Source organism: Streptomyces sp. CB09001 (genome assembly GCF_003369795.1).
Classification (GTDB): Bacteria; Actinomycetota; Actinomycetes; order Streptomycetales; family Streptomycetaceae; genus Streptomyces.
The window spans coordinates 1,347,365-1,359,836 of sequence record NZ_CP026730.1 but is presented as its reverse complement, the minus strand read 5'-3'; the positions used below and the strand labels follow the sequence as shown (position 1 = coordinate 1,359,836).

At 71.1% G+C, this 12,472-nt stretch carries 11 protein-coding genes; 3 read left to right on the top strand and 8 right to left on the bottom strand.

The window, feature by feature from the left end:
* Positions 1-206 precede the first annotated feature (206 nt).
* From C4J65_RS06385 to C4J65_RS06375, 3 genes are all read left to right on the top strand, one after another.
* Positions 207-1,694, top strand: a complete 1,488-nt coding sequence (locus C4J65_RS06385) for a PhoX family protein (protein ID WP_115741509.1) — start codon at positions 207-209, stop codon at positions 1,692-1,694.
* A gap of 498 nt (positions 1,695-2,192) precedes the next feature.
* A complete protein-coding gene (locus C4J65_RS06380) occupies positions 2,193-3,794 on the top strand; it encodes a TROVE domain-containing protein (protein ID WP_115741508.1) in 1,602 nt (533 codons plus the stop codon).
* Positions 3,795-3,831: 37 nt separating this feature from the next.
* A complete protein-coding gene (locus C4J65_RS06375; protein ID WP_162833057.1) occupies positions 3,832-4,392 on the top strand; it encodes a TetR/AcrR family transcriptional regulator in 561 nt (186 codons plus the stop codon).
* Between the two features lie 48 nt (positions 4,393-4,440).
* Here C4J65_RS06375 and C4J65_RS06370 read toward each other — a convergent pair whose 3' ends face one another.
* The 8 genes from C4J65_RS06370 to C4J65_RS06335 all read right to left on the bottom strand — a co-directional run bounded on the left by C4J65_RS06370 (position 4,441) and on the right by C4J65_RS06335 (position 12,246).
* Complete coding sequence (locus C4J65_RS06370; RefSeq protein ID WP_115741506.1) at positions 4,441-5,640, bottom strand: TerD family protein; 1,200 nt, start codon at positions 5,638-5,640, stop codon at positions 4,441-4,443.
* 86 nt (positions 5,641-5,726) lie between these two features.
* Positions 5,727-5,948: a hypothetical protein gene (locus C4J65_RS06365; RefSeq protein WP_115741505.1), complete on the bottom strand. Its 222-nt coding sequence runs from the start codon at positions 5,946-5,948 to the stop codon at positions 5,727-5,729.
* Positions 5,949-6,104: 156 nt separating this feature from the next.
* Positions 6,105-7,094, bottom strand: coding sequence for a zinc-dependent alcohol dehydrogenase family protein (locus C4J65_RS06360; RefSeq protein ID WP_115741504.1), 990 nt, complete (start codon positions 7,092-7,094; stop codon positions 6,105-6,107).
* Positions 7,091-7,969, bottom strand: coding sequence for a carbohydrate ABC transporter permease (locus C4J65_RS06355; protein WP_109031984.1), 879 nt, complete (start codon positions 7,967-7,969; stop codon positions 7,091-7,093). The genes C4J65_RS06360 and C4J65_RS06355 overlap by 4 nt, the downstream gene beginning before the upstream one ends.
* Positions 7,966-8,910: a sugar ABC transporter permease gene (locus C4J65_RS06350; protein ID WP_115741503.1), complete on the bottom strand. Its 945-nt coding sequence runs from the start codon at positions 8,908-8,910 to the stop codon at positions 7,966-7,968. Before C4J65_RS06350 ends, C4J65_RS06355 begins: the two co-directional genes overlap by 4 nt.
* On the bottom strand, positions 8,907-10,277 hold the full coding sequence (locus tag C4J65_RS06345; protein ID WP_115741502.1) for a sugar ABC transporter substrate-binding protein: 1,371 nt from the start codon (positions 10,275-10,277) through the stop codon (positions 8,907-8,909). Before C4J65_RS06345 ends, C4J65_RS06350 begins: the two co-directional genes overlap by 4 nt.
* A 99-nt stretch (positions 10,278-10,376) precedes the next feature.
* On the bottom strand, positions 10,377-11,153 hold the full coding sequence (locus C4J65_RS06340) for a DeoR/GlpR family DNA-binding transcription regulator (RefSeq protein WP_115746322.1): 777 nt from the start codon (positions 11,151-11,153) through the stop codon (positions 10,377-10,379).
* Positions 11,154-11,436: 283 nt separating this feature from the next.
* Positions 11,437-12,246 carry an NAD(P)-dependent oxidoreductase gene (locus tag C4J65_RS06335; RefSeq protein ID WP_115741501.1) on the bottom strand — a complete coding sequence of 270 codons (810 nt, stop codon included), beginning with the start codon at positions 12,244-12,246 and terminating at the stop codon, positions 11,437-11,439.
* Positions 12,247-12,472: the final 226 nt, after the last annotated feature.

Sequence of the window (12,472 nt, the reverse complement as noted above, 5' to 3'; positions counted from 1 at the left end):
TACGGAGCGGGCGGCCGAGCGGCGCACAGAGCGGGGGCCGAGCGGCGTGCGGGGTGCGGCTGGCGACCCGAGGGCGGGGAGAGGTCTCCGCCAGTTCAACTGCCGTTCAGGAACCGACAGGAGTCCCGTTCAGGCGCGGGCGGAACCGTGACGCCGGATCGAGGTCCGCCACCCTCCACGGCCCGCTCACCGTCACAGGAGACACCATGTCGCTCACCCGCAGGGATTTCGCCGGCCGATCCGCGCTCACCGGCGCCGGGGTCGTACTGGCGGGCAGCGTCGGCGCCCTCGCCACCGCACCGAACGCCCTCGCGTCCACGGACACCGACAGCGTGGGGGAGGAACACGGCCACGGGCACGACGGCCACCACGGGCACGACGGCCACCACGGCCACGGCGGGGTCGGCTACGGACCGCTGGTCCCCGACCCGGACGGCATCCTCGCCCTGCCCGCCGGCTTCCGGTACGAGGTCATCACCTACTCCGGCCGGACCAAGCTGGAATCCGGCGAGTACACCCCGTCCAACCACGACGGCACCGCCGCCTTCGACGGCCCGCGCGGCACCACCCTCCTCGTCAACAACCACGAACTCGGCGGCCACCGCGACGACTGGCCGCACCCCGTCCCGCTCACCGAGGGCCTCGTCTACGACCCGGCCGCCGCCGGCGGCTGCACCGTCGTCGAGGTCCGCCGCGGCGGCCACGTCGCCGAGTGGGTCGGCATCGCCGGCACCGCCACCAACTGCGCGGGCGGCAGCACCCCGTGGGGCACCTGGCTGACCTGCGAGGAGACCGAGGACAAGGCCGGCAAGAACGGCATGACCAAGGACCACGGGTACGTCTTCGAGGTCGACCCCGAGGACCACCGCGCCAACCGCGACCCCAAGCCGGTCAAGGCGCTCGGCCGCTACGCCCACGAGGCCGTCGTCATCGACCCCAAGCGCGGCCACGCCTACCTCACCGAGGACGCCTCCGGCCCCAACGGCCTGCTGTACCGCTGGACCCCGCCGGAGCACTTCCGGCACGGCCGCGGCCGGCTGCGCACCCTCGCCGACGACGCCGGGGTCCTCCAGGCCTTCAAGTGCTTCGACTCCGGCGGCAAGTTCGTCGACGACCTCTCCCGCGCCACGAAGACCGGCACCGTCTACGGCGTCGACTGGGTCGACGTCCCCGACCGCGACGCGAGGACCACCTCCGTGCGCAAGCAGTTCGCCGCCGGCGAGGTCACCCGCGCGCGCAAACTGGAGGGCATGTGGTGGGCCGACGGCGGCACCTACATCGTCTCCTCCTTCGCCCGTGACGAGAGCCCCGGCCGGCCGCACGACGGCCAGGTCTGGTTCTACGACCCGAAGCGCCGCACCCTGACGCTGAAGGTCCTGCTCGGCGTCAACGCCGACCCGTCCGCCGACGGCGCCTTCGACGGCCCCGACAACATCACCGTCTCCCCGTACGGCGGCCTGGTCATCGCCGAGGACGGCGACGGCGTCCAGCACCTGTTCGGCGCCACCGACAGCGGCCGCACCTACCCCATCGCCCGCAACGAACTGAACCTGGGCACCGAGGACGACCCCGAATACAGCGAGTTCACCGGCGTCACCTTCTCGCCCGACGGCCGGACCCTCTACGCCAACATCCAGACGCCGGGCATCATGCTGGCGATCACGGGGCCCTGGAAGCGCCAGAAGCGCCGGTAATTAAATCGGTCGCCCGACCGACGGCCGCCCTTTTAGAGTGATGAACGTCCAGGTGCGAAGGCAGGACCTACTTCCACTCAAAATGGGGCGGCCACGGGTTCGAGTCCCGTCACCGGCACAACGCGCCGGTGTAGCTCAGGGGTTAGAGCACCTTGTCGGTTCCGCCGACCTGAACTCTGGACACCTACAACTTCACGCACCTCCCGGTGCGCGGGCCGCGGCTACTTCTTCTCTCAAAAGAATCCCATGCCGCAGCCCACTTGATCTCGGGAGGCCCAGCAGTCGAAGGGTGCCCGGTGCGCAGGCAGCGGATACTTCCTTTGATCGGACGGTTGCGGGTTCGAATCCCGTCATCGACTTCGGGTCGGTGTAGCTCAATTCGGCAGAGCATCCGCACAGTCCCGTCGCCGATTCCGACCTCGGGCACCCTTCCGCTGCCGTGCCTCCCTCCGAAAATGTTCGAGATTTCGAGCTTTCGAGAATTCGGGGGAATTCACCATGGCGCGATTCAACACCAAGGCCGCGAAGGCGCAGCCCACCTCGCGCGTGACCTCGACGGGCCGCGTGCTGCGCACCTGCGAGGGCGGCCGGGGCGCCGAGCGCGACGCGCGCTCCGAGCTCTTTCTGCTGTCGGTGGCCAACTTCGTGTCCCAGCAGACCTACTACGAGAGCGGCGCCGCCCGCGACGACCGCTTCGCCACGCTGGTGCGCGAACTCGCCCTCTCCGACCCGTCCTGGACGGCCGGCCTGCTGGGCTGGCTGCGTGGCGAGGGCAACCTGCGCACCGCCTCGATCGTCGGCGCCGCCGAGTACGTCAAGGCGCGGCTCGACTCCGGAGTCACCGACGGACCGGCGAACCGGCAGGTCGTCGCCTCCGTCCTGCGGCGGCCCGACGAGCCCGGTGAGCTGCTCGCGTACTGGACCGCGACGTACGGCCGCGCCGTGCCCAAGCCGGTCAAGCGGGGGATCGCCGACGCCGTGCGACGGCTCTACCACGGCAAGTCGCTGCTGAAGTACGACACCGCGTCCAAGGGGTACCGCTTCGGCGACATCCTCAACCTGGTGCACGCGGCGCCCGACCCGGACAAGCCGTGGCAGGGCGAGCTGTTCCAGTACGCCCTCGACCGCCGGCACAACCCGGACACCGCGGTGCCGCCCGCCTCGAACCGCGTCCTGACCGCGCACCGCGAGCTGATGGCGCTGCCCGTCGCCGAGCGGCGAGCCGTGGTCACGGCACCCGACGGCGCCGAGCGGCTCACGGCGGCGGGCATCACGTGGGAGATGCTGGCCGGCTGGCTCCAGGGGCCGATGGACAAGGCCGCCTGGGAAGCGGTGATCCCGTCCATGGGAGCGATGGCATTGCTCCGCAACCTCCGGAACTTCGACGAGGCCGGTGTCTCGGACGAGGTCGCCGCCCGGGTCGCGGCGAGGATCAGCGACCCGGCCGAGGTGGCGCGCTCGCGGCAGTTCCCCTTCCGCTACCTCGCCGCGTACCGGCACGCGCCGTCGCTGCGCTGGTCGTACCCCCTGGAGCAGGCGCTCGGCCACTCGCTGGCCAACGTGCCCGCGCTGGGCGGCCGGACGCTGGTCCTCGTGGACCGCTCGGGCTCGATGTTCTTCTCGCGTATGTCGGACCGCTCCGAGCTCACCCGGGCCGACGCGGCGGCCGTCTTCGGCACGGCGCTGGCGCTGCGGGCGGCCGACGCGGACCTGGTCGAGTTCGGTTCGTCGAGCAACCGCGTGAAGTACCGCGAGGGCGAGTCGGTGCTGAAGGTTCTGGCCCGCTTCGGCGACCTCGGCGGCACCCACACCACCGAGGCGGTGCGGCGCCACTACAGGAAGCACGACCGGGTACTGATCGTCACCGACGAGCAGTACGCCCACAGCCGGTACGGCGACCCGACCGAGCAGGTGCCGCCGCACGTGCCCGTGTACACCTGGAACCTCGCCGGGTACCGGGCGGGCCACGGTCCGTCGGGCCGGGCGAACCGGCACACCTTCGGAGGGCTCTCGGACGCGGCGTTCCGGATGGTTCCGCTGCTCGAGGCGGGCCGGGACGCCGACTGGCCGTGGGACGCCCGGGACGAGCACGCGCGGTAGGGTGCCCGGAAGGTTGCCCGCTGTGCAGGGAGGGGCTGTGGCGCAGGTCAGGCCCATGCGGGCGGATGCCCGGCGTAATCGTGAGCGGTTGCTGGCGGTGGCGGCGGAAGCCTTCGCCGAGCACGGTGAGGGCGCCTCCCTGGACGACATCGCCCGGCGGGCCGGGGTCGGCGTCGGCACCCTCTACCGGCACTTTCCGACGCGGCAGGCGCTGCTGGAGGCCGCCTACCTGGAGCGGCTGGAGGCGATCGCGGCCCGCGCCGACGTGATCGCGGACGCCCGGCCGCCGGGCGCGGCGCTCATGGCGTGGCTCGACGAGCTGGCCGTCGGGATGCTCCAGGTGCGCGGGCTCAAGGCGCTGCTCGGTACGGCCGTCACCGGCGGCGGGCCCGCGTGCGGCGACTGTGTGCGGGGCGCGGCGACCCGGCTGGTGCGGGCCGCGCAGGAGGCCGGTGCGCTGCGGGCGGACGTGGAGCCGGTCGAGGTGCTGCGGCTGCTGCACGGCGTGGTGACGGCGGCCGAGGCCGCCGACGAGGTGGACGGCATGGCCGTACGGCGATACCTGTCCCTGCTCATGGAGGGACTGGGGCGGGGCTAGGACCCAGGGGCGCCCGTGGTCGGGCGGCCCCCAGGTGTCCCCGGTCGCCTACAGCGCCTGCGCGGCCGGCTTCACCATGCCGCGGACCGTGCGGGACTTGACGAAGTCGCCCATGGCGGTCATCTCCCACTCGCCGGAGAACTGGCGGATCAGCTTCGCCATCATCACGCCGGTCTGCGGCTCGGCGCCGGTGAGGTCGAAGCGGACCAGCTCCTCGCCGCTCGCGGCGTCGATGAGGCGGCAGTAGGCCTTGGCGACCTCGGTGAACTTCTGGCCCGAGAACGAGTTCACCGTGAAGACCAGGCCGCTGACCTCCTGCGGCAGCCGGCCCAGGTCGACGACGATCACCTCGTCGTCTCCGCCGCCCTCACCGGTCAGGTTGTCGCCGGAGTGCTTGATCGCGCCGTTCACGATCGAGAGCTTGCCGAAGTAGCAGCTGTCGATGTGGTTGCGCTGCGGGCCGTAGGCGATGACGGACGCGTCCAGGTCGATGTCCTTGCCGCGGAACGCCGGCTCCCAGCCGAGGCCCATCTTGACCTGGGAGAGCACCGGCCGGCCGCCCTTGACCAGGGAGACGGTCTGGTTCTTCTGGAGGCTGACCCGGCCCTTGTCCAGGTTGATCTTGCCGGTGCCCGGGGCGGGGGCCGGCGGTGCGGCGGGCGCGGCGGGCGGAGCGGCGGGCATCGTGGGCGCGGCCGCGGGGGGCGGCGGTGGCGTGACCGCCTGGGGCTGCGGCGGCGTCGCCGGGGCGGCCGGTTCCTCCACCGTGACGCCGAAGTCCGTGGCGATGCCGGCCAGCCCGTTGGAGTAGCCCTGGCCGACCGCGCGGGCCTTCCAGGCGCCGTTGCGCAGGTAGACCTCGACGATCACCAGCGCGGTCTCGGAGCCGAGCTGCGGGGGCGTGAAGGTGGCGAGCACCGAGTTGTCGTCCGCGTTGCGGATGGTGGCGGTCGGTTCGATGCCCTGGAAGGTCTGGCCGGCGGCGTCCGGGCTGGCGGTGACGACGATCTTCTCGATGCCCGGCGGTACGGCGGCGGTGTCGACCACGATCGCGTCCGGGGCGCTGCCGCCGCCGGAGCGGTAGGTCACGCCCTGCCCGGTGGGCTGGTTGTAGAAGATGAAGTCGTCGTCGGAGCGCACCTTGCCGTCGGCGGTGAGCAGCAGGCCCGATACGTCGAGCCGCACGGGTGCGGCGACGTCCACCGTCACGCGGGCGGCGGAGAGGGGGATGTTCGAGCCGGGGGTCATAGCTGTCATGCCGGGTGAACGAGCGAGGGCGTTTTACCGTTCCCTTACCCGGCGGCCAATCGGGTCAGCGGCCGGGGAACGCCGCTTCAGCGGCGGTTGCGGGGGTGATTGCGGGCCGTGCGTTCGTTGCCGTGCTTGTAGTTGCCCGTCCAGCGGGCCATGACGAGCTGGGGGTCGCCCGCGGTGACCTCTTCGAGGAAGCGGGCGGCTCGGGAGCCGTTGAGGGTGGTGGCGGGGTGGTCGTGGTGGGTGATGTGGACGGTGCCGGATGCGGTGGCGGTGTAGGCGAAGCCGTTCGGTTTGGGCATGCGGGGGATCGTACGGGGGGTGGGGGCGGCGTCCCCATGGGTTTTCGCCCCCGCCGCCCCTTCCCGTCCCGACCCTGGGGGCTGCGCCCCCAGACCCCCGCCTTTCGGCCTGGACGGCCTCGTCCTCAAGCGCCGGACGGGCTAAAGAATCAACACCTACGGCACGACCACGATCTTGCGGCCCACGCCCGCCGCGAACTGCTCCAGCGCCTGCGGGTAGCGGGCCAGTTCGATGCGGTCGCTGATGAAGACGTCCGGGTCGAGGACGCCGTTCGCGAACAGCTCCGCCGCGCGCTCGTAGCTGTGGAGGACCGCCATCGAACCGGTGATGGTGATCTCCTGGTTGTAGATGCGGTACGGGTCGATCTGCACGCGCGTCGCGTAGTCGGCGACGCCGAACTGGAGGAAGGTGCCGGCCTTGGCGACCCGGTCCAGGCCGTCCTGGATCGCCGCCGCGTTGCCGGTGGCGTCGATGACCAGGTCCCAGCCCTGGGGGCGGTCCAGCTCGTCCGGGGACGCCGCCGAGGCCGAGACGCCGAGGCCGCGGGCCGTTTCCAGGCGGGCCGGGTTGAGGTCGACCATGTCGACGCTGGCCGCGCCGGTGCGCTTGGCCAGCTCCAGCATCATCAGGCCCATCGTGCCGGAGCCGTAGATCAGGACGTGGGCTCCCAGACGGGACTGGAGGACGTCGTAGCCGCGGACGGCGCAGGAGAGCGGTTCGATCAGGGCCGCGTCCTGGGTGCGGACGTGCTCGGGGAGCTTCACGCAGTTCGCGACCGGCGCCACCGCGTACTGGGCCGCGCCGCCCGCCGTCGTCACGCCGATGGCCGCCCAGCGTTCGCAGAGGTTGTTGTGGCCGGTGCGGCAGTAGCGGCACTCGTAGCAGTAGAGGGAGGGGTCGACGGCCACCTGGTCGCCGACCGCCACCTCCGTGACCTGGGCGCCGACGCCGACCACCGCGCCCGCGAACTCGTGGCCCGGCACGATCGGCAGCTTGGGCGCGAACTCGCCCTGGAGGATGTGCAGGTCGGTGCCGCACAGGCCACAGGCGGCGACCTCGACGACGACCTCGCGCGGCCCTGGCGTCGGGTCGGGGACCTCGGTGACGACGGCGCGGCCCACGGACTCGATGACGGCGGCCTTCATTTCACGGCTCCCAACGACAGGCCCTGGACCAGTTTGTCCTGGGCGGCGAACCCCGCGGCGAGCACCGGCAGGGAGATGACGAGCGACGCGGCGCACACCTTGGCCAGGAAGAGGCCCTGGCTGGTGATGAAGCCGGTCAGGAAGACGGGGGCGGTCTCGGCGACCACGCCGGTCAGCACCCGGGCGAAGAGCAGTTCGTTCCAGCTGAAGATGAAGCAGATCAGGGACGTCGCCGCGATGCCCGGGAGAGCGATGGGGGCCACGACCCGGACCAGGATGGTGGGCAGCTTCGCGCCGTCCACCCGGGCCGCCTCGATGATCGCGACCGGGACCTCGGCCAGGAAGGACTGCATCATCCAGACCGCGATCGGCAGGTTCATCGACGTGTAGAGGATGACCAGCAGCCAGATGTTGTCCAGCATGTCGGTGTTCTTGGCGAACAGGTAGATCGGCAGCAGGCCCGCCACCACCGGCAGCATCTTGGTGGACAGGAAGAAGAACAGGACGTCCGTCCACTTCTTCACCGGGCGGATGGACAGGGCGTAGGCGGCGGGCAGGGCCAGGACCAGGACGAAGAGGGTCGACGCGATCGACGCCACCGCCGAGTTGATCAGGGCGGGCCAGGGGCTGGCGCCACCGCCCGCGCCGAAGAACTCGCGGTAGCCGTCCAGGGTCAGCGACGCCGCGAAGGACGGCGGGTTGGTGGCGGCGTCCGACTCCGAGTGGAAGGAGGTCAGTGCCATCCACGCGATGGGCAGGAAGAAGACGATGCCGACCAGCCAGGCCACCAGGCCGAGGCCGGCACCGGCCCTGCGGCGGGTGCGTACGGGCGGCTTGGCGTCGGTGACGACGGGGCGTACGGCGGTGGCGCTCATGCGCGGCCGACCTCCTCGCGGAACAGGGACGACACCACGCGCAGCGCGAAGGTGGCGATGATGATCGAGCCGATGACGACCAGGACGCCCGCGGCCGAGGCGAGGCCGTTCTCGTGGGCCTGGTAGAAGCTCTGGTAGACGGTGTAGGGCAGGTTGGCCGTGCCCAGGCCGCCGGACGTGATGGTGAAGACCGCGTCGAAGTTCTGGACGATGTAGATCGAGCCGAGCAGGGCGCCGAGTTCGAGGTAGCGGCGCAGGTGGGGCAGGGTGAGGTGGACGAAGATCTGCCAGTCGCCCGCGCCGTCCACCCGGGCGGCCTCGATCTGCTGCTGGTCCCGGCTCTGCAGTCCGGCCAGCAGGATGAGCATCATGAACGGCGTCCACTGCCACACCAGCGAGGCCTCGACCGCGAGCAGCGGGGTGCCCGAGATCCAGTCCGGCTGGGGTCCGCCGACGTAGTGCAACAGGCCGTTCAGCAGGCCGTACTCGGGGTTGTAGAGGACGTGCTTCCAGAGCAGGGCCGCCGCCACCGGGACCACCAGGAACGGGGCGATCAGGAGGGTGCGGACCACGCCGCGCCCCTTGAACCTCCGGTCGAGGAGCAGGGCCAGGGCCAGGCCGAGGACCAGGCTGGCCAGCACGACCGCCACGGTCAGCAGGATCGTCGTCCACACCGACTTGCGCAGGGCGGGGTCGCTGAGGACGTCGCCGTAGTTGGCGAAGCCGGTGAAGCTGCGGGCGTCCGGGTAGAGGGCGTTCCAGTCGAAGAAGGAGATCACCAGGGTCGCCACGAAGGGCAGCTGGGTGACCACGATCATGAAGATCAGGGCGGGGAGGAGCGGGGCGCGGGTGGCCCAGGCGCGCAGCCGGTTGGACGGCGGCCGGACGGTGGGGCGGGTGTTCTCGGGTGCGGCCGAGGGGGCCGTGGTCGTGGCGGTCATCGTCCCTCGTACTCCTCGGAGATCTGCTCGGCGAGCTGCTGGGACTTCTTCAGGGCCTCCTCGACGGACTGGCGTCCGGCGATGGCCGCGCTGATCTCCTGGGAGACCTTGGTACCGAGGTCGGTGAACTCGGGGATGCCGACGAACTGGATGCCGGGTGCCGGGCGGGGCTGCACCCCCGGGTTCTTGGGCTTCGCGCCCTCGATGGCCTTCCTGGTCATCTCCTGGAAGGCGGCGGCCTCCTTGACGTAGTCCGGGTTCTCGTACGTCGAGGCGCGCTTGCCGGCCGGGACGTTGGACCAGCCGAACTCGTCGCCGACCAGCTGCTCGTACTCCTTGCTGGACGCCCAGGAGACGAACTTCCACGCCTTGTCGGCGTTGCGGGAGGCCTTCTGGATGCCCCAGGCCCAGGTGTACAGCCAGCCGGAGGAGTCCGTCTTCTCCACGGGGGCGGGCGCGTAGCCGACCTTGCCCTTGACCGGGGAGTCGGCGGCGTCCAGGGAGCCGGCCGCGGAGGTGGCGTCGTACCACATGGCGACCTTGCCCTGCGTCATGTTGTTCAGGCACTCGGCGAAGCCGGACTGGGCGGCGCCGGACTCGCCGTGCTCGCGGACCAGGTCGACATAGAACTTCGTCGCCTTCTCCCACTCGGGGGAGTCGAGCCGGGCCTGCCAGTCCTGGTCGAACCAGGTGCCGCCGAAGGTGTTCACGACCGTCGTCAGGGGTGCCATCAGCTCGCCCCAGCCGGGCAGTCCGCGCAGGCAGATGCCCTTCATGCCCGGCTCGGACCCGTCGAGCTTCTCGGCGAAGGAGGCCACCTGGGTCCAGGTGGGGTGCTCGGGCATGGTCAGGCCCGCCTTGGCGAAGAGGTCCTTGCGGTACATCAGGAAGGAGGACTCGCCGTAGAAGGGCTGGCCGTAGAGCTTGCCGTCGTCGGCGGTGAGGGACTCGCGCATCGGGCCGAGGACGTCCTGCTCGTCGTAGCCCGGGTCCTTGGCGACGTAGGAGTCCATCTCGTGCAGCCAGTCGTTGCGGGCGTAGATCGGTATCTCGTAGTTGGAGAGGGTGGCGGCGTCGTACTGGCCGGCCTGGTTGGCGAAGTCCTGGCTGATCTTGTCCCGGACGTCGTTCTCCGGCAGGACGGTGAAGTTCACCTTGATGCCGGTCTCTTTGGTGAAGTGGTCGGCGGTGAGCTTCTGCAGCTCGACCATCTGCGGGTTGTTGACCATGAGGACGTTGATGGCGTTGCCGCCGGATCCGGCGCCGCCCGCCCCGACCCAGCAGCCGGTGAGCAGCGGGGCGAGCAGCGTCCCTGCGGCGGCCATGGCGAGTGTGGCTCGCGGCCTCCGTCGGCTCTGGGTTCGCATGGATCGCTCCTGAACGTATGGGGAGGTATGGGGAGGTATACGGATGTAACGGGCGGTGAAGGGTGTGGGTGTGCCGTGCGGGACAGGGTCGGGTGGTTCTCAGACGCGGATGATCTGGGGGCCGAGCAGGGAGTAGCGGTGGGCCTCGGCCGAGGGCAGCAGCGTGCTGGTGACGATGGCCTCCAGGGCGCCGACCTCCGCGAACCGGCAGAAGCTCACCGCCCCGAACTTGGTGTGCGCGCCGGCGAACACCGTGCGGCGGGCGGCCCGGACGGCCTGCGCCTTGACCTCGCTGACCGCGGGGTCGGGGGTGGTGAGGCCGTGCTCGCGGGAGATGCCGTTGGCGCCGATGTACGCCAGGTCGATGACGAAGCCGGCCAGCATCTTCGTCGTCCAGTGGTCGACGGTGGCCAGGGTGCCCGAGCGGACCCGGCCGCCGAGCAGCAGGACGGAGGTGTCCCCGGCCTCGGCCAGCGCGCCCGCGACCGGCAGGGACGCGGTGACCACGGTCAGCGGCCGGTCCCGGGGCAGGGCCTCGGCGATGAGCTGGGGGGTGAAGCCCTCGTCGACGAAGACCGTCTCCGCGTCGCCGAGCAGTTCGACGGCCGCGGCCGCGATCCGGCGCTTCTCGGGCACGTGGCTGGTGGCGCGGAAGGCGAGCGTGGTCTCGAACCCGGCGCTCTCCACCGGGTAGGCGCCGCCGTGGGTGCGGCGGACCAGGCCGTGGTCCTCCAGGGCGCGCAGGTCGCGTCGTACGGTCTCCTTGGCGACGCCCAGTTCGGCGGCGAGCGCGGTGACGTCGACCGAGCCGGTGGCGCGGGCGACCCGCACGATCTCGTGCCGGCGTTCTTCCGTCGTCCTTGTCCGCGTGCTCATGCCGAACACCTGCCTCACCGCCTCGTCGCCGTGTGGTTGCCCGTTCGGGCCCGTGTCGCCCTTGGGGGAAGTTCTACAGCGGTCGTGCGGCACTGACCAGGCCTGTTGCGGACCCGATACTGCCCGGGTGTGCCCGTTTGCGGTGCCGGGTGCCCGTCGCGGACCTGGGGTTCGGCGCGGGACGGGGTGAGAACGGGCAGCGCGGATGCCCGCATGCGGAAGCGGACGGGCCCGTTCGGTGCCCGTCCGCTTCCTCGGTCGCTCTCGCGTGGTCGTCTTCCGGTCAGTACGGCCAGATCGGGGGGTCGGTCACGAAGTGGCCGCCCAGGCGGGCGTGTGCCGGGTCGCCGGGGTCGAGTTCGCCCTGTTCGGCGACGAGCTTGTCGGCGTACGGCTCGGAGTCGTCCTGCGGCTCGTAACCGAGTGCCCGCGCGGAGGTCAGGTCCCACCACAGGCGGGTGTTGGCGGAGGAGCCGTGGACGACGGTGTGCCCCACGTTCTCGGCGGTGAGTGCCGCGTGGAAGAGGCGGGCGCCGTCCGCGGGGCTCATCCAGACCGAGAGCATGCGCACGCTGGTCGGTTCGGGGAAGCAGGAGCCGATGCGGACGGAGACGGTCTCGATGCCGTGCTTGTCCCAGTAGAGCTGGGCGAGGTCCTCGCCGAAGCACTTGGACAGGCCGTAGAAGGTGTCCGGGCGGCGCGGCGTGTCGATGGGGATGAGGGGGTCGTCGCCCTGCGGCCGGGGGGTGTAGCCGACGGCGTGGTTGGAGGAGGCGAAGACGATGCGGCCGATGCCCTCCTCGCGGGCGGCCTCGTACAGGTTGTACGTGCCCTCGATGTTCGCCGCGAGGATCTTCTCGAAGGAGGCTTCCAGGGAGATGCCCGCGAGGTGGATGATCGCATCGACGCCCCGGACCGCCTCGCGCAGGGCGTCCCGGTCGGCGAGGTCGGCGACGATCGCGTCCGGCTCGCCCTCGACCGGGCGCAGGTCGAGCAGGCGCAGCCGGTAGCCGTGGCCGGGGAGCAGTTCCCGCATCAGGGTGCCGAGGCCGCCGGCGGCGCCGGTGAGCAGGACGGTGCGGGGAGCGGGCATCCTCGGGACTCCTAGGTCGGTCTGTGGAAGCGGCAGGCGTGCGCAGGCGCGCGCAGGCGTGCCGGTGTGTGCCTCACGTTCAGATGTGTGGACACGCTAAGGAGCAGGTGGTCGGGCGTCAAGAGGGCGCCTGCTTGACGGTGTTCGCGGGGCGGCTTAGCGTGGTCGCGTTCAGAAATATAGACACTGGTCATGAATATGATGACGCCCGTGATTCGACCCTGCA

What these genes read in the sequence shown, in the direction of transcription:
- C4J65_RS06340 (WP_115746322.1), bottom strand. Translation starts at nt 11,153, where the DNA reads ATGAGCACGCGGACAAGGACGACGGAAGAACGCCGGCACGAGATCGTG.
- C4J65_RS06360 (WP_115741504.1), bottom strand. Translation starts at nt 7,094, where the DNA reads ATGAAGGCCGCCGTCATCGAGTCCGTGGGCCGCGCCGTCGTCACCGAG.
- C4J65_RS06345 (WP_115741502.1), bottom strand. Translation starts at nt 10,277, where the DNA reads ATGCGAACCCAGAGCCGACGGAGGCCGCGAGCCACACTCGCCATGGCC.
- C4J65_RS06365 (WP_115741505.1), bottom strand. Translation starts at nt 5,948, where the DNA reads ATGCCCAAACCGAACGGCTTCGCCTACACCGCCACCGCATCCGGCACC.
- C4J65_RS06335 (WP_115741501.1), bottom strand. Translation starts at nt 12,246, where the DNA reads ATGCCCGCTCCCCGCACCGTCCTGCTCACCGGCGCCGCCGGCGGCCTC.
- C4J65_RS06380 (WP_115741508.1), top strand. Translation starts at nt 2,193, where the DNA reads ATGGCGCGATTCAACACCAAGGCCGCGAAGGCGCAGCCCACCTCGCGC.
- C4J65_RS06355 (WP_109031984.1), bottom strand. Translation starts at nt 7,969, where the DNA reads ATGAGCGCCACCGCCGTACGCCCCGTCGTCACCGACGCCAAGCCGCCC.
- C4J65_RS06350 (WP_115741503.1), bottom strand. Translation starts at nt 8,910, where the DNA reads ATGACCGCCACGACCACGGCCCCCTCGGCCGCACCCGAGAACACCCGC.
- C4J65_RS06385 (WP_115741509.1), top strand. Translation starts at nt 207, where the DNA reads ATGTCGCTCACCCGCAGGGATTTCGCCGGCCGATCCGCGCTCACCGGC.
- C4J65_RS06370 (WP_115741506.1), bottom strand. Translation starts at nt 5,640, where the DNA reads ATGACCCCCGGCTCGAACATCCCCCTCTCCGCCGCCCGCGTGACGGTG.